This window comes from Dechloromonas sp. TW-R-39-2, assembly GCF_016864195.1.
Taxonomy (GTDB): Bacteria; Pseudomonadota; Gammaproteobacteria; order Burkholderiales; family Rhodocyclaceae; genus Azonexus.
Window position 1 is genome coordinate 2,482,277 of record NZ_CP045202.1, and the last position, 26,080, is coordinate 2,508,356.

Below are 26,080 nucleotides of genomic sequence, written 5' to 3' on the forward strand. Positions count from 1 at the left end.
CTTAGAAAAAGCTTTCATCGACAGTGACAATGTCACCGGGCATCACAAAGGTGTTCAACTCTGCCTTTTGCGAGCGCTGGGATGCATCACCATCCCGAATGATTGAAATCTTGTTGACCGAAGCACGTTCCTTGAACCCCCCAGCCAGTGATGCTGCCTTGCGAACAGTCAGACCTGGTTGATACGGATAGCCACCAGGCTTATCAACCATGCCGTTGATGTAAAACGGACGATACTCTTCAATCTGGACAGAAACCTTCGGATTCACCAGATAGCGCCCCTTCAGGCCACTGGTCACAATTCGCTCCAGGTCACCGGTTGTCAACCCCAGAACTTTGACTTCACCCAGTGCAGGATAGGAAACAGACCCGGCATCAGTGAGCCGGATCTTTTCCTTGCTGAGGTCATCTTCGCCGAGGACACGAATGGTAATTACGTCCCCTGCCGCCAGGCGATAAGTGGACAGCCCCGTCGCAGGAGCTGCACGATCATTACCGGAAAGCGATGGAACATCAGACTGGGCGTAAGCCAAAGATACAGACAACACCCAAACCATCAACAACCGAAGAAAACCCACAACAAAACCTCGCTTAGACAAAACTTAGAGAACGACTTCAAGGGTTGCCATCATGACGTCACGCTTGAAGTCATAGGTATCCTGATTGGAATTCCGGTCCGTGCGATTCCAGTCCAGACCAACCCGTGCGCGGTAACCCACTTCGTGGAAGAAGCCCAGACCATAGTTGTGCGTACTGTCTTCACGCGCATTGCCGGAGTACTGGCTTTTCAACAATCCAAGATTGGCACGGGAAGAAATGTAGCTGGCCCACTTGTGATTCCACACCAACGTCGTACCACTATTGATCACGTAGTTGCCGATACCGGTCGAATCGGCCGGGGCGCGTGAGCTTTGCAGATCAAACTGCGAATAAGTCAGTGGCGACCAACGCAAGCCACCTTCCCAGCTGCCCATCGTGGCGTCCTTGCGCGAACCGTCATCAAAATTCTTGTGCGCCTGACCAACCTTAATCGTACCCGTAGTTTTCGCGGTGGCCTCCCAAGTCAAGCCTGCATACAGGCGAGTATCGGTATTATCCGAAGTAGAAAGCGGGGAAACGTAGTTAGCCCACGTGTTGCGAGCCTCGAACACCAAAGAGGTCCGGGGCATGAAACGGTAGAAGAAGCGACCGGACACCGTGGTCAAGTCAACGTCGGACTGGGCCGTGGTATTGCGATTATTGTCATAACGCTTGCGCATGAAGGAGGTTTCGCCTTCGATGCGACCGATGGCACCTTGTGCACCATAAATCCCCAAGGCACGAACCACTGGAGCATGCCAGCGATCGGGTTCCTGCGAACTGGCACGGTCAGTCGAACCGCGCGGGTCGGTCTTGTCCAGATAGCCTACACCCCAGCCAAGACGCACTCGGCTGGTGAAATAATTGTCGCCGGCAGCCCAGAATTCGTGATGATTGAAATCATCCGAAGCTGAACTGGTGTAATGCGCGTAGTTACCCAAATAGCTCAGCGTGTAGCGATCGCCATGAGTCTTGAGTTCAGTTACAAGCTCAGGACGAAGAACGACGAAATCGGAAGATTTTTGATTGGTGTTGGTCCCTAGTACATTGTTGTTACGACCAAAACCAATCATTGCCGCAGGATAAATGAAAATGCCATTATCGAAACGAATCGGACGCCCCTTGGCGGGCGAGGTCATGATTGCGTTTTCCTGCGCGGGGGTACGACCACCCGCCACACCGGAACCACCCAGCTCATACCCTGTCGTCACCGACTGCTGACCAATGCTGCTACCTGTATCTGCTCCGCCAAAGAAAAGACCGCCGGCAGCGCCGCTGCTCCAGGTTGTTGTTCCTTCGCCAGCCTCTGCCGTTGGCTTTGCCTTTGCAGCATCTGCTGCCTGAGCACCTTCATCGGCGGCATATGCAGAGCTGGACAACAGCCCCAGCGCCAGAATTAGCGTAATGGCGGATCGCGTTTCACGATTAGACAAAATAACTCTCCCGAACAGAATAGGCATTCAACAGTCCACGGCGGAGCGTAGACAAACTCCTTGAATTCTAACACCGACGGCATGCGTTTTGTATAAAGTTGTAAATCGACCACCACTTATTGTGCACTTGCAGCAAAAATCAAACACAAGCAAAGAAACTGACACGAGGGGCTCTCGCACAAAAAAATCCCCTCATGAAAACAGGGGATTGCTGCGGTCAACAAAACCCCAAGACTGTTTTAGTGCTTGTGACTCATGTGATCCATCGGCGCAGGCGCCACGGTTGGTCTAACAACCTTGGCATCGATCACCTTACTGCTCCCATCATCAAAACTCAGGGTAATCGGGACCACATCCCCCTCTTTCATCGGCGCCTTGAGATCAATCAACATGATGTGCAAACTCCCCGGCTTGAGCACAGCTTCGGATTTCGACTTGATTTCGATCGCTGACACCGGACGCATTTTCATCACGCCAGCCTCGTTGAGATGAGTATGCAATTCGGTAACCTTGGAAGCCGAGTTATCCGCCTTCAGGACCTTGACGTCCTTTTCGCCATTATTCTTGATCACCATGAAGGCACCGGTTGCCGGCGCATTGGGCGGCGCCAGACGAACATAGGCATCCTGAACCGATACAGTATCGGCAGCACCGGCAAACACACCGGCAGAAAACATCAGGCCGACGGCCAGCAGGGACAGGTGTTTCATGAGCAACTTCTCCTTTAGGGTTTCTGGTTCAAATACTTACGAATTGCCACAACCACCTGGTCGGGCGGCGTGGCATGAGCAATCTTGCCAAGCAGGGCACCATCTGTTCCGACCACATAAGTATCAGAAGTATGATCGACAACATAACCCCCGCCTGCAGTTTCAACTTTCTGGCGAGCATAAAAAACACCATAACGCTTGGCAATTTCTGCGAGATTTTGTGATGTCCCCGTTGCGCCGATGATTTGTGGATGGAAAAATTCCGCATACTCCTTGAGGCGCCCCGGCGTGTCGCGCTCCGGGTCGACTGACACAAAAAGCATGGCGACTCGCGCCAACTCGTCCGGAGCCAGTTGCCTTAATCCTTCTGAAGTGGCACTCAAGGATGTCGGACAGATATCCGGACAATAGGTATATCCAAAATAGAGCAGAACCAGCTTGCCACGAAAATCCTGGAGCGACACAGGACCGGAGGCAGACTCCAGCGTGAAATCCCCCCCCGCCACTGTCGCAGCTTTTGGCAATTGACGGTCAGGCAATTCAGGATGCCAAAACAAGGCGAGTCCAAGCACCAGCGCAGCAAGGAGACCGGCAATCCCCAGAAGAATACGTTCTGACATTACTCATGGGCTCCGGCAGAAAAACGATATGGAATGGCAATCCGCTCAGCCCCGGTTTCAACAAGTACAGTCACCTGCCAGTCCATCAAGCCGGTAATGCAAACCGGCAAACTGACTTCGGCCGCGTATTGCCCCGGGGCGCGCACCGCAAGTTCAGGGCGGTTCAGTCCCATATTCATGTCGATACCCGCAAAATCGACTTCCACCTTGCCCGGTGTAAAGCCACTTGTTGCAACCCGGATTTCAAATGGTCTGACCATTGGAATCGGCAAAACACTGCTGGACAATTCAACACGCCCACCTGACGGTAGTTCAACGGCACACGATTCGCGCTGGAGGTTGCATGCAGGATCAGGCCGAACAGTCACATCCGCCTTGGGTAAAAGTATGGGTGAGAGTTTGTAGCCGACCACTACAACCAGCGCAATCAGCAAGATGCCGATCGTATCTATCAGTATTTTTTTATTCACGCGATGAGCTCTTGAGCACGCCAAACAGGGGTTTCCCGCATTTTCCCTGAAGAAGTGCCAATGGAATTAACAAACATCAATTTTTTCACACTCCACGAGGAATACAGTGTGCGACAAATTGCCGCAGCGACGATTTGCCGCATGCAGCAATCGGGGAACAGAAGTACAACTTCTTGTATCAATGGGAGATTTTCAAATGAATAAATTTGCAGTCAAATCCTCCGTGCTGCTTCTTGCAGCGGGGATCGGTTTCGGCGCCGCCTCATCCTGGGCCGCCGAGTCGCTGCAGGACGTGATGAAGCGTCGCGGTCTGAGCCAGCAGGATCTGCTGGCTGCGTCCAAGACCTATGTCCCGACCGGCAAGCGCGATGAATTCGTGGTTTTTGCATCTGGCGGCCAGTCTGGCCAGATCATTGTGTATGGCATTCCGTCCATGCGCATCCTGAAGTACATTGGTGTTTTCACTCCGGAACCATGGCAAGGCTACGGTTTTGACGAAAATTCCAAGGCTGTGCTGCGTCAGGGCAACATCGACGGCAAGGAAATCAACTGGGGCGATACGCACCACCCGGCCATTTCTGAAACCCAGGGCAAGTACGACGGTCAGTTCCTGTTCATCAACGACAAGGCCAATCCGCGCCTCGCCGTGATCGACCTGCGTGACTTCGAAACCAAGCAGATCGTGGTCAACCCGATCTACAAGTCGGAACACGGTGGTGCTTTCGTCACCCCGAATACCGAATACGTTATCGAAGCAGCCCAGTATGCAACGCCGCTCGAAAACAAGAAGTTCTACCCGCTTGAAGAGTTCAACGAAAAGTATCGTGGTGGCGTGACCTACTGGAAGTTCGACCGTAAGGAAGGCCGCCTCGACCCGAAGCAGTCCTTCTCCCTCGAACTGCCGCCGTACTCCCAGGATTTGTCCGATGCCGGCAAAGGCCCGTCTGATGGCTGGTCCTTCACCAACTCTTTCTGTTCCGAGCGTTACGTTGGCGGCATTGAAAAAGGCCGTCCGCCGTATGAAGCCGGTTGTTCCGCCAAGGACACCGACTATCTGCACGTGATCAACTGGAAGAAGGCTGCTGAACTGGTTGCCGCCGGCAAAGCCAAGAAGATCAACGGTCACAACGTACTGCCGATGGATGTCTCGATCAAGGAAGGCATCCTCTTCCTGGTTCCGGAACCGAAATCCCCGCACGGTGTGGACGTCACTCCGGACGGCAAGTTCCTGACCGTCGCAGGCAAGCTGGATACCCACGTTTCCGTCTATTCCTTCGAGAAGATTCAGGCCGCCATCAAGGCCGGCAAGTTCGAATCCAAGGATCCGTACGGCATTCCCGTCATTGGCATGAAGGACGCCCTGCACGCTCAGGTCCAACTCGGCCTCGGCCCCTTGCACACCCAGTATGACTCCAAGCCGTGTATTGCCTATACCTCGCTCTATGTTGACTCGCAAGTCGTCAAATGGAACCACTGCGAAGGCAAGGTACTGGACAAAATTTCCGTCCATTACAACATCGGCCACCTGATGACCATGGAAGGCGACTCTGCTGATCCGAAGGGTCGTTACCTGGTTGCGCTGAACAAGCTGGCCATCGACCGTTTCGTGCCGGTTGGCCCGCTGCATCCGCAAAACCATCAGCTGATCGACATTTCGAACGACAAGATGCAACTGTTGTACGACATGCCGCTGCCACTGGGTGAACCGCACTACGCAGTCGCCATTGATGCAACCAAGCTGAAACCAGGCGTCCGCTACAAGGTCGGCACCGACTCCCGTACCGACAAGCCGCACCCGGGCGCTGTCCGTGCAGGTGAAGAACGTACCGAGAAGAAGGGCAACAAGATCACTGTCTATGGCACGCTGATCCGTTCCCATATCACCCCGGAAACCATCGAAGCTGACGTTGGCGACGAAGTTACCATCCACCTGACCAACCTTGAACGTGCCCAGGACGAAACCCACGGTTTCACCGTGTCGACCATGAACGTTCATGCCTCAGTTGAGCCAGGCAAGACGGTAACCGTCAAGTTCAAGGCTGACAAGGAAGGCGTCTATCCGTACTACTGCACGGAATTCTGCTCTGCCCTGCACCTTGAAATGCAAGGTTACCTGCTGGTCAAGCCGAAGGGCTGGAAGCCGACGAAGACCGAGATCGCCAAGGGCAGCTATACCGAAGCCGACTACAAGACAACGGTCAAGAAGGTTGCTGACACCCAGGCTGTTATCGACTCCGTGGTTGGCTACATCACCAGCGTCAACTTCAAGGACTTCCCGGACGTGGTCAACATGGTCGATGATGCTACCGACCAGCTGAGCAAGATCAAGGAAGCCAAGGCCAAGCACGAAGCTGCTGCCGCCAAGAAGGATTGGGAACAAGCCAATCTGTGGGCTGAGCAAGTTTGGCAATACCAGGTCAAGGCAGCCGACATCGGTCTGCGCGCCAAGACCTACCTTGAGCAGAACGGTGCCAAGAAGGTCAAGTAAGCAATCTTGATCTGACTTAAGGCAATTTTCGGGGAGCGGAGTCAATCTGCTCCCCGTTTTACTTTCGAGAGGGAAAAACCATGAAATTTGTAATGACTCTGATCGCTGCCGCGGTCGTCGCATCTCCTGCCATCGCAGCCCTGGATGGCGCCGCCCTGTACAAGGACAAAACCTGCAACGCCTGCCACGGCCCGAAGGGTGACAAGCCGCTGATGCCGAGCTACCCGAAGGTTGCCGGCCAGAATGCCGCTTACATCGAAGCACAGATGAAGGACATCAAGAGCGGCGCCCGTAACAACGGCCAAACCGCAGCCATGAAGGGCGTCATGCACCTGGTGAATGACGAAGAGATCAAGGCAATTGCCGAGCATCTTTCCAAGCTGAAATGATCTGTTGAAGCCGGGCCTGCCCGGCTTCTGACCGATATCAAAGAATGCTGATATTCCTAGTGGGACAATGCATTCAGCGTTAAATACAATTGCCTTAAAAGGACACAAACATGAAAGCATCACTCCTTTTGATTGGCCTGCTCTCGGCAGGTGTTGCCATGGCCTCCCCGCCCGCCCCCAAACAGGAAGGCATCGAAAGCAAGGACTACAAGTGGAATGCCCAGGCTGGCGAAAAAGTTGAAGCACTGACCAAGAAAGGTGACAAAAAGCGCGGCGAAGAAGGTTATGAAACCTGCGGCGCCTGCCACCTCCCGTCTGGTGCAGGCCGTCCGGACGGCACTTTCCCGCAGTTGGCTGGCCAGCACACCACGGTTCTGATCAAGCAGATGGCTGACATCCGTGCCGGTCTGCGTGACAATCCGACGATGTACCCGTTTGCCGCCACTTTGACCGATGCCCAGGAACTGGCTGACGTTGCTGCCTACATCGAAAGCCTGTGCATCCCGGCCGATCACGGCCACTACGACTCCAAGCCCGGCGATGCCGGCAAGGACTGGAAGGCTCCGACGGATACAGAAAAGCGTCTGGCCGAAGGCAAGGCACTGTACGAGAAGGAATGCCTGGAATGCCACGGCAAGAACGGTGAAGGCGTCAAAGACAAGTTCTACCCTGTTATCGCTGGTCAGCACTACAAGTACCTGCTGCGTCAGATGACGGAAATTCGTGACGGCCATCGCCGCAACGCGAATCCGGACATGGTCAAGATCATCAAGAAGTACAGCAATGATCAACTGATCTCGATTTCCGCATACCAGTCAAGCCTGGTTATGCCGGGTAACATGTGCAAGCCGAAGGCTGGCGCAGCCAAAAAGAAGTAATTGTTTGACAGGGGGCAGCCTGCCGAGCAGGCTGCCTCTTTTGCCCAGGCATCAAAGAATGCTGCAATCACCACACACTGAGAACAGAGAGAAGCGTTATGGAAAAGCAGAATAAAATCGTTGGTGGTTTAACCCTGATCGCGCTAGTCGCGCTGATCGCCGCCTACTTCGCCCCCATCTGGTGGGTTTCACTGACAGCCCCAAATTATCCGACCGATGCCTTCCCCGATGGCATCCGTATTCACTTCCATTTTGATGGCGTCTACAACGGCTGCAAGGCTGCGGGCAAAGGTACGCGCATGGCCAACGAGATTATCCAGAAGGATCTCTCGCACGAAGATGAACGCTACAACCCGATTACCGATGCCAAGAAAGACCTGAACAAAAATGCGGAAGGTCTTGATTGTGTTCATGAAATGAACACAATCAACCACTATGTCGGCATGTTCCCGATCGCCACCGGCGCGCCGGTGGAAAAGCCGCTGGCCAAGTTCTTCTTCGGTTTCTTTGCCGTCATGATGCTGGCTTTTGCATTGCCCAAGAAAAAACCCCGTCTGGCTGTGTTGACCGCAGGCTTCATTGCTGTCGCTGCATGGATGCTGATTGACCAGTTCGTCATGGGCCATCTGGAAACCCACGTTCAGGCCTACATGCAGGAAGCAGGTACTTTCTTCAAGGATATGGACCTGATCAACACGTGGGGCAGCAACGTCCGCAACATTTCCAAGCTGGTCATTTTCGGGCTGATTGCCGTGATGGTTGTGGTCATTATCGGCGTAAAACTGATCCGTCCTTTCCAGCTTCTTCTGGCACTGGTTCCGGCACTGCTACCGATGTTCTTCGTGATTACCTATGCGGGCTGGTTGTGGTTCTTCGGACACAACATGCATCCGTGGGGCGCTTTCACCGTCAAGCCGTTCATGCCAACCGTTTTCGGTGAAGGCAAAGTCGCTCAGTTCTCGACCTTCTCCTATCCTTACTGGGGTTACGGTCTGCTGGTCATTATCTTCATCAGCCTGATGCTGGCCCTGCTCATCCGTCGCAAGCAATTGCGCGAAGGCACTGCCGAGTAGTACCGGCATGCTGCACTTCATTCGCGGCCCGCTGCTCACGCTTGGCGTTCTTGCCGGCGTGGGTGCTGCGGGCCTGGCCGCCTCTCAATCCCTGGAAGGCATGGGCAAGCCCAACCTGACCGCCAGCTGGGGTTCCTCATCAGAAAAAGCACTGCGCCCTTCGGCGCCCAATCGGACCGATATCCCCTGGTTTCAGACATTGGTCGACAACGCAGAAGCCGGTTCGGTACTCAAGCCGCCTCCCGGCATTTATGCCGGCCCCGTTCTGGTCGACAAGCCCCTGACCATTGACGGCGGCGATCAAGTCATCATCGATGCTGGCGGCAAAGGTACGGTTTTTGTCATTGATACCAAGGGAGCCACCTTGCGTGGCGTCAAGCTGCAGGGATCGGGCGACTCGCACGATAGCGACGACAGCTGCCTGAATGTGCGTGGCGATCACCATGTTGTGGAAGGGGTAGAAATCCGTGACTGCCTGTTTGGCATCGATCTCAAGCAAGCCAATCATAACGTCTTGCGTAACAACAGGATTTCATCCAAGCCCTTCGAGCTTGGCGTGCGCGGTGACGGCCTTCGCTTGTGGTACAGCAACCACAACCTGATCGAAGGTAATCAGGTGATCGATTCACGCGACATGGTGGCCTGGTACTCGAACAACAACACCTACCGCAACAACATTGGTAAACGCAGTCGTTATTCGATCCACTTCATGTTTGCCAAGGATAGCGTCGTCGAAGGTAATTCGTTCTACGACAATGCGGTCGGCATCTACCTGATGTACACCGAGCGCATCCATCTGCGTGGCAACACCATTTCCCACGCAACTGGTGCCACAGGCATGGCCTTTGGTTTCAAGGAGTCGAGCGACTCCGACGTGGAAAACAATGAGGTGATCTACTGTGCGGTCGGTGTGGGTTCGGACCTGTCGCCTTTCGAACCGGACACCACCATTCGTTTCAAGAACAACCGGTTTGCCTTCAACGGTGTGGCTATCCGCTTCACCAGTGAACTGGGGGGCAACATCCTGACCGACAACATCTTCGAAGGCAATCTGACCGACGTCGTCCAGATGGGGCGCGGCGTGGCCGACAAGAACCAGTGGCGCGGCAACTACTTTGCCGACTACCAAGGCTTCGACCGCAACGGTGACGGCGTGGGTGACACACCCCACGAGCTGTACTCCTACGCCGACCAGATCTGGATCGAAACACCCGCTGCACAATTCTTCAAGACGTCACCGGTACTCGAACTGCTCGATTTTCTTGAGCGTCTGGCACCGTTCTCCTCGCCTGAACTGCAACTCAAGGACGATGCACCACGCTTCGTCAAACCTGCAAGATCGGCAAAATCATGAGCGAAAACAAACCTGCACCGGCCAAAAAACCGGCCATGTCGATTGAAAAAGCACAGAAAGCCCGGCGCAAATTCCTGCATTCGGCCGGGTTGACTGGGGCAGTCATTGGTCTGTCACTGCTGGGCTACATACCGGTCACCAGTGCCAAGACTCCTCGTCTGCGTCCGCCTGGCGCACTCAATGAATCGGACTTCCTCTCCTCCTGCATCAAATGCGGGCAATGTGTGCAGGTCTGCCCGGTACAAGCCATCAAACTGGGCGATCTGAAAGACGGTTTTGGGGTCGGCGTACCGCATATCGATGCCCGTGAGCAAGCCTGCGACTTTTCCTGCGATGCTGTTCAATGCATCCTGGCTTGTCCAACCGGTTCGCTGACCTACAAAAAACCCGGCTTCCTGAACATTCGCGAAGGCGCCCTGCTCGCCGCCGCACCCATCCTGAAAGCCAAGGAAAAGGATGCCGAGCCGACGCTCAATCTCAAGGAACGGATCGGCGTTGCCCGCCTGGCCCGTCCTGAATCCTGCCTTGCCGTTCAGGGCAAGGGTTTCAAGGGCGAAGCGCGCAGCGGATCGTTCAAGGGAAAAATGCGCTACATGGATGTCGACCGCTGGAAACCGATTCCGGTCCGCGACCATCCTTACGATGTACCGCTGTGCGATCTCTGCGTACGCGAATGTCCGGTCAAGGACGCCATCGCGCTCAAACCGGTCAAAGGCGCCGATGGCGTCGAGCGCATGACACCGGTTGTCCTCGAACCCTGTGTCGGCTGCGGCGTCTGCGAAATGATCTGCCCGGCCGAACCTGCCGCCATCGTGATCGATGCCCAGGCCACCTGGAAGGAGGCCTGAGATGAGCCGCTTTACCGATCTCTTCATGGGCATGCTGGGAGCTGCCCCGAAAAAGCCGGAAAAAGTTTCCGAGCGTGTCCAGAAAATCATGTTCCTCAAATACGAGGACAAGGACCGCTACATCAAGGAAAAACTCCACGCCCGGGCGCACCACGATGTCAGCCACAAATGGCGCAATCGCCGCTGGGCGGTGCTGATCGCCACCAACCTGCTGTTCGTGCTGTCGTTCTGGCTGGATATCCAATTGCTCGAAGGTTCACTGACTGCTTCGCGCTTTGCCGGTTTTCACCTGATCGACCTGAACTCTGCCCTGCAGGTCATGCTGGCGCACAAACACATCATCGTGAATTTGTTCATCGGCACATTTACGGTCTTTTTGCTCTGGGTACTGCTCGGCGGCCGTACTTTCTGTTCCTGGGTCTGCCCTTACCACCTGGTTTCAGAGCTGACCGAAAAACTGCACCTGATGCTGGTAGACCGCAAGATCGTCACCGACCACGAGTTTCATCGTGGAACGCGCACCGTCTTCTGGGCACTTTTTGCGCTGCTCGCCATCGTGACCGGCTACACCGTTTTCGAGACACTCTCGCCGACCGGCATCCTGTCCCGGGCGCTGATTTACGGACCGGGCTTGGCCTTGGGCTGGGTTGGCCTGCTGCTGCTGTTTGAAGTGTTCTACTCGCGTCGCGCCTGGTGCCGCTACATCTGCCCGATTGGCCTGACCTACGGTGCGGTCGGCAGCATTTCCCCGCTGCAGATCACCTACCACGTCGAACATTGTTTCCACGAAGGCGATTGCCGCAAGGTCTGCCTGGTGCCGCACGTACTCGAAGTGACGGTCAAGGGACGGGCCAGCGAGGAAACCATGGGCCTGGGCCCCGATTGCACACGCTGCGGCCTGTGCGTCGACGTCTGCCCGACCGGCGCCCTGCGCTTCGAAGTCAAGGGATTGTCGAAGTTGCTGTAATTTTCTGCCCTGGCCGGACAGTTCTGGCCGGGGCTTTTCATTTAGCCCCCTTCAGCAACGGGGAAATGCCTGCACGGAAATTTTCCTGCAAATTTCAAGACCACTTCCATCTCCTTCGAAATGTATTTCGAGGCTGTCGATGCTGAGTACAGCAATCCCGGCAAACCGCTCAGCACATCTGATGAAAAGGCAGGAATACTCAAGCCGCTGACGGGCTATTTTTTTTGATGCAGGTTCTAGGTCTGACCCGATTCGACTTTTATAATCAGGCCCCATGATCCAGTTCAACAACGTCGCAAAAACATTCCGTCGCGCCCAAGTGCTCGATGGAATCAATCTGAATATCGCCATCGGTGAGCGCATTGCGCTGATCGGTTCGAACGGTGCCGGCAAAACCACGTTGATTCGCTGCCTGCTGGGTGAATACACACACGAAGGCAGCATCAGCATCGATGGTCTGGACCCGCGCAGCAACCGGACGGCCGTGCTTGGCAATATCGGTTTCGTGCCACAACTGCCACCGCCGTTGAAAATGCCGGTCGGTCAGTTGATTGATTTTTCCGCATCGCTGTGCGGCACCGATCCGCAACGTATTCATGCCATTGCCAAGCGCCTGGGCCTGGATATCGACGCCATCCTGACGCGCCAGTTTGTCCGCCTCTCCGGCGGCATGAAGCAAAAACTGCTGATCGCCATCGCACTCGGGCGCGACGCCAAGGTGCTGATCATGGATGAGCCTGCCGCCAACCTCGACCCCGAGGCGCGCAAGATATTCTTCGATCTGCTGGCCGAACGGCTGGACAATGCCACGATGATCATTTCCAGCCATCGTCTCGACGAAGTCTCGGCACTGGTCAATCGCGTCATCGAAATGGATACCGGCAAGGTCGTGCTCGACGACAAGGTAGCCGACGATGTCTCGCTCTCCGGCGTGCTGGCCTGCCGCATTGTCATCAAGCGTTTCGAACCGGCTTTTGCCAAGGCGCTCGACGGCTGGAAATTCACCAGCCGGGATGAAAACCTGGTTTGGGAAGGACAAATTGCCGGCCCGGATCGCCTGCGCTTTTTGGGTATGATTTCGCGGTACACCGCGCTGGTCAGCGATCTTTCGCTGGCCGAGCCGGAATCCTGAGCCGTGTGTTCCCACCCTCGCCGCCGCTTCCTGACCGGACTGGCCGGCAGTGGCTTGCTGCTCACGCCGCTGGCCGCCTTGCTGGCTGGCTGCGGCAAATCCGGCTGGCCGGATGGCATGGCTGAAATCAAGTGGGACCGCGATACTTGCACCCGTTGCCGGATGGCGATTTCCGACCGGCGCTTTGCAGCCGAAGTACGCGGCGGGCCGAAAGACCAGGTATTCAAGTTTGACGATATCGGTTGCGTCATTTTCTGGCTGAAGGAACAAGCCTGGGGTGACGATGCGGCAGTTCGGCTGTGGGTGGCCGATGCATCGAGCAAACCGGACCAGCTGCTCTGGATTGATCCACGTCAGGCTCATTACGTCGGCGGCAAAACCTCGCCGATGGGTTATAACTTTGCGGCTTATCCGCAGCCCCAGGCCAACAGCCTGGGCTTTGAAGAAATGCGACAGCAACTGCTGCGCCGAGGCAAGTAATGAAACAACTCTGGCTGACTGCAAAACTCGACATCGTGGAATCCATGCGCGCCCGCTGGTTCCAGATCTACACGCTGGTCTTCGGCGGCATCGTCGCCCTGCTCTTCCTCTTCGGCCTGACCGAATCGCGCGTCCTCGGCTTCATCGGCCTGTCACGCCTGCTCGTCACCTACATCCAGCTGACCATGGCCATCCTGCCGATCTTCGTGCTGATCACCACCGTCCGTTCGGTGGCCGGCGACCGTGAAGCCGGCGTCTTCGAATACCTGCTCTCGCTGCCCGTATCGCTCTCGGCCTGGTTCTGGGGCAAGATCGTCGGTCGCTACATCGTCGTTTTCACACCGGTTTTCCTGGCCATGCTGGCCGCCGTGATCTGGGCCACCATCACCGGCATCGAAGTTCCCTGGAGCATGTTCGGCTATTACACCGGCCTGCTCGCCGTCATGGCGGCCTGTTTCCTAGGCATCGGCATGCTCATCTCGGCCGTCGCACGGACGACCGACATGGCTCAGGGTGCTGCCTTCATGGTCTGGCTGGCGCTGCTGCTCTTCCTCGACCTGATCCTGCTTGGCGTGATGATCCAGGGCAAGGTTGCACCGGAAGTCGCCGTGGGCCTCGCCCTGATCAATCCGCTCCAGGTCTTCCGCACGGCAGCCCTGGCACTGTTCGACCCGCAACTGATCGTGCTTGGCCCCTCGGCCTACGTCATTCTCGATAACTTTGGCGTACTCGGTTATCAAATCTTCGCCCTGGTTTATCCGGCATTGCTCGGTCTGATCAGCGCGACTGCCGGCTACTTCATCTTCCGCCGTGGCGACCTGCCGTGAAAAAATTCCTTGCCCCCCTGGTTTTTGCCCTTTTTTCGACGTTGACCGCGGCAGAGGAAATGCCCTCTTCCGCGCCGTTGTTCGACGCCACACTGAACAATCTGGATGACAAGCCTGTCGCGCTGGAGCGCTACAGGGGCAAGCCGCTGGTGGTCAATTTCTGGGCCCGCTGGTGCGGTCCATGCCGGGCCGAGATTCCCGAACTGATCAAGTTCCGCAATACCCACAAGGGCAAGATCGAGATTCTCGGTATCGGCATTGAAGACAAGGCTGAACCGGCGAAGGAATTTGCCAAAGCCTACGAGATGGATTACCCGCTGTTCGTCGCCAAGGAAAAGGGCATTCCGCTGATGCAGGCACTCGGCAACAGCAAGGGCGGCCTGCCCTACACCCTGTTCATCGACCGTAACGGTCAGGTCGTCCAGAAAAAAATGGGCTTGATCAAGAAGGCAGACCTCGATACCGCAGGCGAATTGCTGCTCAAGAAATAAGTGCGCCTGGGCCCCGAAGAGCGGCTTGTCGACCGGACTCCGCACCGCACTCAGTGACCAGGGTCACAGACAGCCTGAAACACCCTCGCTAGACTCCTGAAACCCCCGCCACCCACTTGGTGTAGGGCGATCAATGACAAGATTTCAGGAGAGACCATGAGAATCCAGCGTTTCGCTTCCGCCCTGCTGCTCGGCAGCCTGGCATTTGCCGCCACCGCCAGTCACGCCGAAGGGCTGCGTTTTTTCCCGGGGCTGGATAGCGGCTTCAAGTTCGAACCAACATTGGCCCTGAGCGCCGGTGTGATGCATGCCAAGGCGGCCGACGATAACAGCCAGCTGGTCTATGGCCTGGATTTCAGCATGAATTGCGGCCTGATCCAGACCCCGGACAATCGCATTCGCACCCACATCCAGATCAACCACGTCAATGAATCGAACGCCAAGGCAACCTCGTTCGAACTCTCTCCGCGCTACACCGTACCGCTGGGCGGCGGTTTCTCGGTCGGTGTCGGGCCGGCACTGGCACTGGTCAAGGCAGACAACGGTCACAACGAGCTGAATCTCTTTGGCTACGGCGTTGCGGCCGGGGCCAATTTCCGCAAGGGTGCTTACTACTCGGGCATCGACCTGCGCTACCTGAACACCAATGAACGCAATAACGTTGAATTTGAAAACTGGGCCTTGATGGCCAAGGTTGGCATCAACTTCTAAATCCAGGCATGCAATGGCCTCGCTGGTCGGGGCTGTTGCCATTCCCGGACCAGAAAAAATTTGTGCGAAAAATCGCACACAGTCGGGCCGAAATTCCGGAAATCCGCAACAATCCCGCCTTGCCGAATCACCCAAAAAGACAATTTCAATTTGAAATCAACAAGTTAAAATCCAGAAAAAAGCTGGCACATCTCCTGCAAACGTAGACAAGCAATCCGCCTTGCGGCCTACGTAAAAAACCAGAGGAGATTTCCATGCACACATCGATTCGTCTTGCCCTGCTCACCGCCTTCGGAATAGGCGCCGCTCAGGCCCAAACGCCCGACATCGTCCGACTCGGCAACCTGAAATTCGCTCACTACGGCGCCGTTTCCTACATGAAGGAAGCCTGCGGCAAGTACAACCTGAAGGTCGAGGAACGCATGTTCCCGAAAGGCCCGGACATCATGCCAGCCATCGTTGCCGGTGAAATCGATATTGCTGCGCTGGCCTCCGACGGTGCCATCTCCGGTCGCGCCAATGGTGTGCCGATCGTTACCGTTGCCGGCTTCGCCAAGGGCGGTGCGCGTATCGTTGCCGGCGTCGATTCCGGCATCAAGTCGCTGGCCGACATGAAGGGCAAGAAGGTCGGCGTCACGCGTGGCGGCGCGCATGAATTGCTGCTCTACGCGGAGCTGGAAAAAGCCGGCTTGAGCTGGTCCGACAAGCCGGGCAAGGACGTGCAGATCGTCTTCCTGGCTTTCGCCGACCTGAACCAGGCGCTCGCCGCCAAGCAGATCGACGCGATGAACCAGTCCGAACCGCAGTCCTCGCAGGCGATCAACAAGAAATTCGGCGTCGAGATCATGAAGCCCTACACCACCAAGATGGGCGAACCGGTCCGCCTGCTGGTGATGACCGAGAAGATGTACAACGAGAAAAAGGATGTCGCGCAGCGCCTGATGAAGTGCTTCGTCGAAACCACTGCGCTGTTCAACAAAGACAGCGCCTTGGCTGAAAAATACGTGCGCGAATCGATGTTCAAAGGCCAGATCAGTTCGCAGGACTTCAAGGACGCAATGGATAACGCCGACTACACCTATGACGTCAGCCTCGAACACATCGACATCACCACCGACTTCATGCAGAAATACGGTGTCGGCCGTATGCAGAAGCCGCCCAAGGCGGCCGAGTGGGTCAAGCTCGACCTGCTGCAGAAAGCCAAGACCGAACTCAAGGTGAAGTGAGCTGTCGACCATGAAAAACCTCAAGAATTTCCTGCACGGCGCACTCGTACCGATCATTTTGCTGATTCTCTGGGAGGCCGGCTCGCGCTTCGGCCTGTTCTCAGAAGTCCTGCTGCCGTCGCCGACCGCGGTTGCCGCCAAATGGTGGGCCTACCTGCTGCCGTTGCAACCGCAGGAAGCCGGTCAGAGCTACCTCGCCTGGCTGGTCTCCGGCGAAATGCTGCATGATGCCTACTCAAGCCTGTTCCGCGTCGTTGCCGGCTTCCTGATCGGTGCAGCGCTGGCCTTGCCGCTTGGTCTGCTGATGGGTGCCAGTCCGCGCATCTACGATTTGTTCAATCCGTTGATGCAAATCCTCCGACCGATTCCACCGATCGCCTACATTCCGCTGGCGATCCTCTGGTTCGGACTGGGCAATCCGCCGTCCTTCTTCCTGATCGCCATCGGCGCCTTCTTCCCGGTACTGATGAACACCATCGCCGGCGTGCGCCAGGTAGACGGCATCTACCTGCGTGCGGCGCGCAATCTCGGCGTCAATCAATGGACGATGTTCACGCGCGTCATCCTGCCCGCCGCGACACCCTACATCCTCGCCGGCGTGCGGATCGGTATCGGTACTGCCTTCATCGTGGTGATCGTTTCCGAAATGATCGCGGTCAATGACGGCCTCGGCTTCCGCATTCTCGAAGCGCGCGAATTCATGTGGTCGGACAAGATCATCGCCGGCATGATCACCATCGGCCTGCTCGGCCTCTTCATCGACAACGCGGTCAGCCGCCTGAACAACCATTTGCTGCGCTGGCACCGCGGCCTGGAGCACTAAGCATGAGCCAGATTCTGATCAACAACGTCCAGAAAGTCTTCAAGACGCCGGGCAAGGATGTGATTGCACTGAAAGACATCAACCTGACCATACAGCCCGGCGAATTCGTCTGCCTGCTCGGTCCTTCGGGCTGTGGCAAGTCGACACTGCTCAATGCTGTCGCAGGCTTTCAGCCGCCTTCTGCCGGTGAAATCATCATCAACCGTAAAACCATCGTTGCCCCCGGCCCGGATCGCGGCATGGTCTTCCAGGAATACGCGCTGTTCCCGTGGATGACCGTAGCGCAGAATATCGCCTTCGGTCTTGAGGTACAGAAGAAGGAAAAAGCCGAGATCGACCTGACCGTAAACCAGCTGCTCGACCTGCTGCACCTCAACGATTTCCGCGACCGCTTCCCGAAGGATTTGTCGGGCGGCATGCGCCAGCGCGTCGCGATTGCCCGCGTGCTCGCCCTCGACTCGCCGATCATGCTGATGGACGAACCGTTCGGCGCGCTCGATGCGCTGACCCGGCGCAACCTGCAGGACGAGTTGCTGCGCATCTGGGAAAAGCTGGGCAAGACCATCCTCTTCGTCACCCACTCGATCGAGGAATCAATCTACCTGGCCGACCGCATCGTGGTCATGACCTACCGTCCCGGCACGGTCAAGCGCGACCAGTATGTCGACATGCCGCGCCCGCGTGACCCGGCCTCGGCTCAATTCAACGAACTGAAGCGAGAACTGGGGCGTCTGGTCATGGAGGAACAGCAGCGTCATGCGGCCGACGAAATGAAACTTGCTGCGGTCGACTGAGAAAAATGCACAAAATCGGTAGGATGGCGGGGTGAATAGCCCTCGCCATCCAATCACCGGCAAACTCTCCAGCCGCACCCTGCTCACGCTGGGTGCGGCAATTTCGTTCTGCCTGCTGCTTGGCTGGCTGGCCTACCGGATATTTGGTGACATCTATCTCAACAGCGAACGCCAACTGGCCCGGCAACGTCTCGACGCACTCGCCCTGTCGCTTGAAGCCACCTTGAGCCGCAACGAGTCACTTCCCGGCCTGCTTGCGCTCGACCCATCGCTCTCGGCCCTGCTGCATCAACCGGACAGCGAACAACGGATCACCGCAGCCAATGCGTATCTCGAAGCGGCACAACAAGGCGCAGCCGTATCCGCTGCCTTCCTGATCGATGCTCACGGCAAGACGCTGGCCGCCAGCAACTGGCGCCAGGGACGCAGCTTTGTCGGTCACAATTACGGCTTTCGGCCTTATTTCGTCGACGCCATCAACAATGGCCTGGGTCGCTTTTACGGCGTCGGCGTCACCACCGGCGAGCCCGGTTATTTTCTGGCCGCCCCGGTACGTGACGGTCAACAAGCCCTGGGCGTCATTGCTCTGAAAGTTGGCCTGGAGGCCATTGAGCAAGCACTGGCCGGCGCCGGGGAAACGCTGTTCCTGGTTGATGCCGACGGCGTGATCTTTCTTTCCCCCGACCGTCTCCTCCGCTACCACACGCTGGCCCCGCTCAGTGACACGGCGGCAGCCCGGCTGGGCGATACCCGTCAATATGGTCGCCAGGCCATTACACCGCTCAGTACGCTACCGCTCGCCCTCGACCGGATCGAACCGGTCCGCCTCGCATTGCCGGGAGAGGCACCGCGCGACGTCCTGCTGACGACCCGGCCTGTCGGTTCGCTCGGCTGGCAACTCGTCCAACTGGGCGACCCGGGGGAAGCACATTCGATCGCCTTGGGCAGTGCGCTGGCAACCGGCTTTGCCTGTGCTTTTCTGCTCGGGCTTGCCGCCCATGTTCGCCACCGCCAACGCCGACGGGATGAACTGCGCCGGATTCATGGCCAGCTTGAACAACGTATCGCCGAACGGACAGTCGATCTGACTGGAAAAATCGCTGCGCTGGAACGAACCGAAGCCATTTTGCGCGAAACCCGGAACAGCGCCGTCCAGGCTGGCAAACTGGCAGTACTCGGCCAAATGTCGGCCGGTATCACGCACGAACTGAATCAGCCGCTCGCCGCACTGCAAACCTTCGCCGATAATGCCAGCGCCTTGCTTGAGCGCGGTCGACACGCAGAAGTGGCCGAAAACCTGGCGATGATCAGCGACCTGATCGAGCGCACCGGACGCATCGTGCGCCAGCTGAAGACATTTTCACGCAAGGAATCATCCGTCCCGCAAGCAGTCACGGTAAAAACGGCGATCGAACACGCCTTGATGATCATCGAACCCCGGCGTCGCGAATTGATGGCCACCATCAGCATTCCGCCCATCGCAGAGGACTTGCAGGCACTGGCCGAGCCCGGCCGTCTGGAACAAATACTGGTCAACCTGATGCGCAACGGGCTCGATGCCATGTCCGACCAGCCCGCCGCACATCTTGAAATCAGTACCACCGTGCAAGGTGGTCGAATCACGATCGAGGTTCGCGATCACGGCCAGGGAATTTCCGATGAGGTTCAAGCGCACCTGTTCGAACCTTTCTACACCACCAAGACAGCCAGCGACGGGCTCGGGCTCGGGCTATCCATTTCACTGACCATTGCCGAAAGCTATGGTGGCACACTCGGCGCTCATAACGCCCCCGAGGGGGGCGCCATCTTCACCTTGACCCTGAACGCACCGCCTCCCATCCACCCAAATCAGCACACGGCACATGAAGCTTGAACTCCCCAACGAGATGCCCCCGGTTTTTTTCGTCGAAGACGATACTGCCGTCCGCAAAGGCTGCGAGCAGGCACTGTCGCTGGCCGACATCCCGGTGCGCGGCTTTGCCGATGCCGAAGCGATGCTTGCCGCGCTGGCCACTGCCACACCGGCGCTGGTCGTCACCGATGTTCGCCTGCCCGGCCGCGACGGGCTGGCCTTGCTGCGCGATTTGCACCAGCACGACCGCGAACTGCCGGTCCTGTTGATCACCGGTCATGGCGATGTTGCCATGGCGGTCGAAGCGATGCGTGAAGGGGCTCACGATTTCATCGAAAAGCCATTTCAATCCGAACGCCTGGTTGCCGCCGTACGCAGTGCACTTGAAAAGCGCGCCCTGGTTCTTGAAAACCGTCAGCTGAAATCACAACTCGGCCAGCTCGGTACCGCCGGAATCATCGGCCAGTCAGCCGCCATGCAACAAATCAGGCAACTGGTCGCAACCCTCGCCCCCACCGGGGTCGATATTCTGGTCAACGGAGAAACCGGCAGCGGCAAGGAAGTCATTGCCCGCGCAATTCACGAAGCCAGCCACCGACGCGGGCCGTTTGTCGCGGTCAACTGCGGCGCATTGCCGGAAACGGTCTTCGAAAGCGAGTTGTTCGGCCACGAAGCCGGAGCCTTCACCGGCGCCGGCAAACGCCGTATCGGGCGCGTCGAGCACGCCAACGGCGGCACCCTGTTTCTCGATGAAATCGAATCGATGCCACTCAATCTTCAAGTCAAGCTGTTGCGTGTCCTGCAAGAGCGGTCGATTGAACGGCTGGGCAGCAACCAAGCCATTCCGGTCGATTGCCGACTGGTTGCCGCCAGCAAGACTGACTTGAAGACTGCCGCCGACCGCGGGCAATTCCGGGCCGATCTCTACTATCGCCTCAATGTCGTCAATATCGACCTTCCGCCCCTGCGCCAACGACGTGATGACATTCCATTGCTGATGGCCAGCTTTCTTCAGGAAGCGGCCAAGCGCTATCAACGCCCGCTGGCCAGTTGGACCCCGGCCGACCTGCTGCGCTGGAATGCCCACGACTGGCCCGGCAATGTGCGTGAATTGAAAAATATTGCCGATCGCTGGGCACTCGGCCTGCCCGATGCTTTGACCCCGTTGGTGATCCCATTGGCGGACAATCTGTCGCTGGTCGAACAGGTTGATCAGGCTGAGAAACGGGGCATCGAAAATGCACTCAGGCAGGTATCAGGCAACGTTTCCCAAGCGGCCGAACTGCTTCAACTGCCCAAGAAAACCCTGTACGACAAACTGGCCCGCCACGGTATTGCTGCCGAGCAATTCCGCAACCTCATCGGAAAATGAAACATCAGGCGAAAATAGAACGATTCTTGGCTGCGACTATCCATTACCGCTAATCTTTGTAAAACAAAGGCGCCTCTCGGCGCCTTTGTCATTTGTACAGGATGAATTCGTCATCCCTGGCCGAGAGCGTATTCAGAAAATCTCGTCGCCCATCCCGGCCAGTGCAGCATCGCCGGCTTTGACGGTTTCGCCGTAGGATGTGGCGAGCGGCAGCATCTGGTCGGCGTAGAAGCGGGCCGTTGCGACCTTGGCGCGGTAGAAAGCCTGATCGCCCTCGCCTTTTTCCAGATAGGCAGTCGCAGCCAGTGCGGCCTTACCCATGAACCAGCCGCCGCAAACGGTCACGGCCAGGTGCAGATAAGGGACTGCTGCGGTCAACACGCCGGAAAGGCCCGTTTTGGCATTGGCTGCCAGCCATTCGGTGGCATCGGTCCAGGCCTTGAGTGCGACACCGAGACGCTGGGCGATGGCTTGCAGTTCCGGCTTGCCGGAAGCGGCGAGTGCCTTGGCCGTGGCGTGCACTTCGCCAAAAATGACCTTGGCGGTAGCGCCCTGATCGCGCATCAGCTTGCGGAACAGCAGATCGTTCGCCTGAATGCCGGTTGTGCCTTCATAGATCGTGGTGATGCGCGAATCGCGCCAGTGCTGGGCAGCGCCGGTTTCCTCGATGAAGCCCATGCCGCCGTAAATCTGGATACCGAGCGAGGTGACTTCGATGCCCATTTCAGTCCCGCCGCCCTTGACGATGGGGATCATGAATTCGGCGAGGAAGAGATTGCGCTTTTTCTCGTCCGCATCGGTCGCAGCGTGGGCGCGATCGAGCAGGCCGGAGGTGTAGTAAGCCATGGCGCGGCAGGCTTCGACGCGCGACTTCATCAACATCAGCATACGACGGATATCCGGATGCTTGTCGATCGTAACCAGTGCTTCGCCGGTCACCGCATCGCGGCCCTGCTTGCGCTCGCGGGAGAAAGCCAGCGCCTGCTGGTAGGCGCGCTCGCCGATGGCGATGCCCTGCAAACCAACGCCGAGGCGGGCTTCGTTCATCATGATGAACATGTATTCAAGGCCGCGATTGGCTTCGCCGAGCAGGTAGCCGACCGCACCGCCGTTGTCGCCGTAGGCCATGACACAGGTCGGGCTGGCGTGGATACCAAGCTTGTGTTCGAGCGAAACGCAGTAAGCGTCGTTGCGCGCGCCGAGCGAACCGTCGGCATTGACCATGAATTTCGGCACGAGGAACATCGAAATCCCCTTCACCCCGGCCGGCGCATCCGGCAGACGGGCGAGTACGAGATGAACGATGTTATCGGTCATGTCGTGGTCACCGTAGGTGATGAAGATTTTCTGGCCGAAAACCTTGTAGCTGCCATCGGCCTGCGGTTCGGCGCGCGAACGGATCAGGGCCAGATCGGAGCCGGCTTGCGGCTCGGTCAGATTCATTGTCCCGGTCCACTCGCCGGAAATCATCTTTTCCAGATAGGTCGCCTTGAGTTCGTCGCTGGCGCAGGTCAGCAGTGCTTCGACGGCGCCGGTGGTAAGCAAGGGGCCGAGGCTGAAAGCCATGTTGGCCGAACAAAGCATTTCCTTGGCGACGATGCCCAGCGTATCCGGCAAGCCCTGCCCGCCGAACTCTACCGGCGAGGTAATGCCGTTCCAGCCGGCTTCACGGTACTGGGTATAAGCCTCTTTCCAGCCATTCGGCGTGGTCACGCCATTCGGCGTCAGCTTGCAGCCTTCCTTGTCGCCGGTACGGTTGAGCGGGGCCAGCACTTCGCCGGCAAACTTGGCGGCTTCGTCGAGAATGGCATCGGCCAGATCCGGCGTCGCTTCCTCAAAACCGGCGATCTGGCTCAGCTCCCTGAAACCAGCCAGTTCATCCATGACAAAACGCATGTCTTTTACAGGTGCGCGGTAATCACTCATCTTGCTGTCTCCTTTTAGGTATTTTCAGAACGGATTGCTGCTCAGTGCCGCCTTGGCACTGCGATATTCCTGTTGCAAACGATTAACCAGTTCAGCCGTCGGCATCACGTCGTCAATCGTGCCGACGCCCTGCCCGGCACCCCAGATATCCTTCCAGGCCTTGGCATCGCGACTGCTGCCGAAGCTCATCGAGGTCTTGTCCTTTTCCGGCAAATTGGCTGGATCAAGGCCCGAAGCAACGATGCTCTTGCTCAGGTAATTGCCATGCACGCCAGTGAAATACGGCGTGTAGACCACATCCTTGGCGGCTGAGTCGATAATTGCCTGTTTGTAGGCGTCGACCGCGTTAGCCTCCTTGGTCGCGATGAAACGCGTGCCGATGTAGGCAAAGTCGGCGCCCATGGCTTGGGCCGAGAGAATGGCGTTGCCATTGGTGATCGAACCGGACAAGGCAATCGGGCCGTCGTAGAACTTGCGGATTTCACCGACCAGCGCAAACGGGCTGAGCGTGCCGGCATGGCCACCGGCGCCGGCGCAGACCAGGATCAGGCCGTCGACCCCGGCTTCCAGTGCCTTTTCGGCATGGCGTACGCTGATCACGTCATGGAAAACCTTGCCGCCATATGAATGCACATGCGGCACGATGGCGGTCGGGGCCGACAAGCTGGTGATGATCAACGGCACTTCATGCTTCACGCACAACGCCATGTCGTGTTCCAGCCGCTCGTTGGAGGGATGGATGATCTGATTGACGGCAAACGGTGCGGCATTCGGATCTTCGGCCAACTCGGCCTTGATACGGATCAGCCAGTCATCGAGCAATTCCTTCGGCCGGGCGTTGAGCGCCGGAAAGGAGCCGATGATGCCGCTCTTGCATTGCGCGATGACCAGATCAGGGTTGGAAATGATGAACATCGGCGCACAGATGACCGGCAGACGAAGGTTCTTGTTGAGTGATGCTGGAATGGCCATTACGCCCCCTCTTTCAGTGCGCGACGCAGGATCTTGCCGACGTTGGTGCGTGGCAGGTCGTCGCGGAATTCGACATGTTTGGGTATTTTGTAGCCGGTCAGTTGCGTCCGGCAGTGCTCGATGACCATGCGCTCATTGATCGCCGGGTCCTTGCGCACGATGAAAACCTTGACCGCTTCACCGGAATGTTCGTCCTGCACCCCGATGGCGGCGACATCCAGGATGCCGGGCATCATCGCGATGGCCTCTTCGACTTCATTCGGATAGACGTTGAAACCGGACACCAGAATCATGTCCTTCTTGCGGTCGACCAGGAAAATGAAGCCATTCTTATCGACATAGCCGACATCGCCGGTGCGCAGGAAACCATCCTGCGTCATCACATTGGCAGTTTCCTCGGGGCGCTGCCAGTAGCCGGCCATGACTTGCGGACCGCGAATGCAGATTTCTCCGACTTGAGTCACCGGCACCTCACTGCCGACATCGTCGCGAATCGACACTTCGGTCGACGAAATCGGCAGGCCGATCGAGCCGTTGAATTCGTGCATGTCGAGCGGATTGATCGTTGCGGCCGGTGAAGTCTCGGTCAAACCGTAAGCCTGGAGCAGCGGCGTCCCGGTAATTTTCAGCCAGCGGTCGGCCACCGGCCCTTGCACCGCCATCCCGCCGCCCAACGTCACATTCATCGTCGAGAAATCGAGACTGGCGAAATCCGGGTGATTGAGCAGCGCATTGAACAAAGTGTTGACGCCGGTCACGACGGTGATCGGATACTTGCGCCACTCCTTGATGAACCCGGGAATATCGCGCGGATTGGCAATCAGCAGATTGCGCGCACCGATCATCAGGAAGGTCAGGCAATTCGCCGTCAATGCAAAGATGTGGTACAGCGGCAAGGCAGTAATGATGAATTCCTGCCCCTCATGCACCACCGGCTTGATCCAGCTGTAAGCCTGCATCACGTTGGCGCTGATATTCGCATGGGTCAGCATCGCCCCCTTTGAAACACCGGTCGTTCCCCCGGTGTACTGCAGGAAAGCGATATCGTCGTGACGCAATGTCACCCCTTTGGCACCATGCTTGCGCCCAACGGAAAGTGCCGCATTGAAGCCGACCGCACCGGGCAGATTCCAGGCCGGCACCATCTTCTTGACATGGCGCACCACCATATTGACCAGCAAGCCCTTGAGCGCCCCCAGCATTTCGCCCATCGGCGTAACCACGACGTGCTTGATCGCCGTCTGGCCAATCACCTGTTCCAGCGTATGGGCAAAATTCTCGACGATAACGATCGTTTCAGCCCCTGAATCCTTCAACTGGTGCGCCAGCTCACGCGGCGTATACAACGGATTGCAATTGACCACGACGCCGCCGGCCCGCAGGGTGCCAAACAAGGCCACCGGATATTGCAGCAGGTTGGGCATCATCAATGCAACCCGGTCACCCTTCTTCAGGCCACGGGATTGCAGCCAGCCGGCAAAGGCACGGGTTTCCTCATCCAGTTCGGCATAGGTCATTTCCTTGCCCATGCTGACGTAGGCCACCTGCTTTGCGTACTTGCTGCAGGCATCCTCGAACAGCGCAACGAGCGAAGGAATGTGGTCGATACTGATATCGGCCGGCACACCGGGGGGATAGCTCTTAAGCCAGATCCTGTCCATTTTGT

Annotated in this window: 25 protein-coding genes; 17 read left to right on the plus strand and 8 right to left on the minus strand. The window is 57.3% G+C overall.

The window, feature by feature from the left end:
* Window position 1: 1 nt before the first annotated feature.
* The 5 genes from GBK02_RS12000 to GBK02_RS12020 all read right to left on the minus strand — a co-directional run bounded on the left by GBK02_RS12000 (window position 2) and on the right by GBK02_RS12020 (window position 3,811).
* On the minus strand, window positions 2-577 hold the full coding sequence (locus GBK02_RS12000) for a polysaccharide biosynthesis/export family protein (protein WP_239003005.1): 576 nt from the start codon (window positions 575-577) through the stop codon (window positions 2-4).
* 24 nt (window positions 578-601) lie between these two features.
* Window positions 602-2,038, minus strand: coding sequence for an outer membrane beta-barrel protein (locus GBK02_RS12005; RefSeq protein ID WP_203466895.1), 1,437 nt, complete (start codon window positions 2,036-2,038; stop codon window positions 602-604).
* A gap of 212 nt (window positions 2,039-2,250) precedes the next feature.
* Window positions 2,251-2,721, minus strand: coding sequence for a copper chaperone PCu(A)C (locus tag GBK02_RS12010; RefSeq protein ID WP_203466896.1), 471 nt, complete (start codon window positions 2,719-2,721; stop codon window positions 2,251-2,253).
* 14 nt (window positions 2,722-2,735) lie between these two features.
* Window positions 2,736-3,341, minus strand: coding sequence for an SCO family protein (locus GBK02_RS12015; protein ID WP_203466897.1), 606 nt, complete (start codon window positions 3,339-3,341; stop codon window positions 2,736-2,738).
* A complete protein-coding gene (locus GBK02_RS12020; protein WP_203466898.1) occupies window positions 3,341-3,811 on the minus strand; it encodes a hypothetical protein in 471 nt (156 codons plus the stop codon). The genes GBK02_RS12015 and GBK02_RS12020 overlap by 1 nt, the downstream gene beginning before the upstream one ends.
* 196 nt (window positions 3,812-4,007) lie before the next feature.
* On the opposite strand from GBK02_RS12020, the gene nosZ reads away from it, so the two are divergent.
* The 17 genes from nosZ to GBK02_RS12105 all read left to right on the plus strand — a co-directional run bounded on the left by nosZ (window position 4,008) and on the right by GBK02_RS12105 (window position 21,516).
* A complete protein-coding gene (gene nosZ, locus GBK02_RS12025) occupies window positions 4,008-6,299 on the plus strand; it encodes a Sec-dependent nitrous-oxide reductase (protein ID WP_203466899.1) in 2,292 nt (763 codons plus the stop codon).
* A gap of 80 nt (window positions 6,300-6,379) precedes the next feature.
* On the plus strand, window positions 6,380-6,688 hold the full coding sequence (locus GBK02_RS12030; RefSeq protein WP_203466900.1) for a cytochrome c: 309 nt from the start codon (window positions 6,380-6,382) through the stop codon (window positions 6,686-6,688).
* Window positions 6,689-6,798: 110 nt separating this feature from the next.
* A complete protein-coding gene (locus tag GBK02_RS12035) occupies window positions 6,799-7,566 on the plus strand; it encodes a c-type cytochrome (protein WP_203466901.1) in 768 nt (255 codons plus the stop codon).
* Window positions 7,567-7,664: 98 nt separating this feature from the next.
* Window positions 7,665-8,639, plus strand: a complete 975-nt coding sequence (locus GBK02_RS12040; protein WP_203466902.1) for a hypothetical protein — start codon at window positions 7,665-7,667, stop codon at window positions 8,637-8,639.
* A 7-nt stretch (window positions 8,640-8,646) separates the two neighbouring features.
* The gene (gene nosD, locus GBK02_RS12045) at window positions 8,647-9,993 is read left to right on the plus strand and encodes a nitrous oxide reductase family maturation protein NosD (protein WP_203466903.1); all 1,347 of its coding nucleotides are present in this window, start codon (window positions 8,647-8,649) and stop codon (window positions 9,991-9,993) included.
* Window positions 9,990-10,841, plus strand: coding sequence for a 4Fe-4S dicluster domain-containing protein (locus tag GBK02_RS12050; protein WP_203466904.1), 852 nt, complete (start codon window positions 9,990-9,992; stop codon window positions 10,839-10,841). The genes nosD and GBK02_RS12050 overlap by 4 nt, the downstream gene beginning before the upstream one ends.
* A 1-nt stretch (window position 10,842) precedes the next feature.
* Entirely contained in the window at window positions 10,843-11,808 is a 966-nt protein-coding gene (locus tag GBK02_RS12055) for a NapH/MauN family ferredoxin-type protein (RefSeq protein ID WP_203466905.1), read from the plus strand.
* Window positions 11,809-12,082: 274 nt separating this feature from the next.
* Window positions 12,083-12,940 carry an ABC transporter ATP-binding protein gene (locus GBK02_RS12060; RefSeq protein WP_203466906.1) on the plus strand — a complete coding sequence of 286 codons (858 nt, stop codon included), beginning with the start codon at window positions 12,083-12,085 and terminating at the stop codon, window positions 12,938-12,940.
* Window positions 12,941-12,943: 3 nt separating this feature from the next.
* Window positions 12,944-13,420, plus strand: coding sequence for a nitrous oxide reductase accessory protein NosL (locus tag GBK02_RS12065; protein WP_239003007.1), 477 nt, complete (start codon window positions 12,944-12,946; stop codon window positions 13,418-13,420).
* On the plus strand, window positions 13,420-14,247 hold the full coding sequence (locus GBK02_RS12070) for an ABC transporter permease (RefSeq protein WP_203466907.1): 828 nt from the start codon (window positions 13,420-13,422) through the stop codon (window positions 14,245-14,247). The genes GBK02_RS12065 and GBK02_RS12070 overlap by 1 nt, the downstream gene beginning before the upstream one ends.
* Entirely contained in the window at window positions 14,244-14,738 is a 495-nt protein-coding gene (locus GBK02_RS12075; RefSeq protein WP_239003009.1) for a TlpA disulfide reductase family protein, read from the plus strand. Before GBK02_RS12070 ends, GBK02_RS12075 begins: the two co-directional genes overlap by 4 nt.
* 156 nt (window positions 14,739-14,894) lie before the next feature.
* Complete coding sequence (locus tag GBK02_RS12080) at window positions 14,895-15,449, plus strand: hypothetical protein (RefSeq protein ID WP_203466908.1); 555 nt, start codon at window positions 14,895-14,897, stop codon at window positions 15,447-15,449.
* 254 nt (window positions 15,450-15,703) lie between these two features.
* Window positions 15,704-16,675: an ABC transporter substrate-binding protein gene (locus tag GBK02_RS12085; RefSeq protein ID WP_203466909.1), complete on the plus strand. Its 972-nt coding sequence runs from the start codon at window positions 15,704-15,706 to the stop codon at window positions 16,673-16,675.
* A 10-nt stretch (window positions 16,676-16,685) separates the two neighbouring features.
* Entirely contained in the window at window positions 16,686-17,498 is an 813-nt protein-coding gene (locus GBK02_RS12090; RefSeq protein ID WP_203466910.1) for an ABC transporter permease, read from the plus strand.
* Window positions 17,499-17,500: 2 nt separating this feature from the next.
* On the plus strand, window positions 17,501-18,292 hold the full coding sequence (locus GBK02_RS12095) for an ABC transporter ATP-binding protein (protein ID WP_203466911.1): 792 nt from the start codon (window positions 17,501-17,503) through the stop codon (window positions 18,290-18,292).
* A gap of 31 nt (window positions 18,293-18,323) precedes the next feature.
* The gene (locus tag GBK02_RS12100; RefSeq protein WP_239003010.1) at window positions 18,324-20,165 is read left to right on the plus strand and encodes an ATP-binding protein; all 1,842 of its coding nucleotides are present in this window, start codon (window positions 18,324-18,326) and stop codon (window positions 20,163-20,165) included.
* Window positions 20,155-21,516 carry a sigma-54 dependent transcriptional regulator gene (locus GBK02_RS12105; protein WP_239003011.1) on the plus strand — a complete coding sequence of 454 codons (1,362 nt, stop codon included), beginning with the start codon at window positions 20,155-20,157 and terminating at the stop codon, window positions 21,514-21,516. The genes GBK02_RS12100 and GBK02_RS12105 overlap by 11 nt, the downstream gene beginning before the upstream one ends.
* A gap of 132 nt (window positions 21,517-21,648) precedes the next feature.
* Here the strand turns inward: GBK02_RS12105 and GBK02_RS12110 are convergent, their stop codons facing one another.
* From GBK02_RS12110 to GBK02_RS12120, 3 genes are read right to left on the minus strand one after another with little or no spacing between them, the layout of a single operon-like run.
* Complete coding sequence (locus GBK02_RS12110; RefSeq protein ID WP_203466912.1) at window positions 21,649-23,442, minus strand: acyl-CoA dehydrogenase C-terminal domain-containing protein; 1,794 nt, start codon at window positions 23,440-23,442, stop codon at window positions 21,649-21,651.
* A 24-nt stretch (window positions 23,443-23,466) separates the two neighbouring features.
* Complete coding sequence (locus GBK02_RS12115; protein WP_203466913.1) at window positions 23,467-24,414, minus strand: nitronate monooxygenase family protein; 948 nt, start codon at window positions 24,412-24,414, stop codon at window positions 23,467-23,469.
* On the minus strand, window positions 24,414-26,075 hold the full coding sequence (locus tag GBK02_RS12120) for a long-chain-fatty-acid--CoA ligase (protein WP_203466914.1): 1,662 nt from the start codon (window positions 26,073-26,075) through the stop codon (window positions 24,414-24,416). The genes GBK02_RS12115 and GBK02_RS12120 overlap by 1 nt, the downstream gene beginning before the upstream one ends.
* Window positions 26,076-26,080 lie beyond the last annotated feature (5 nt).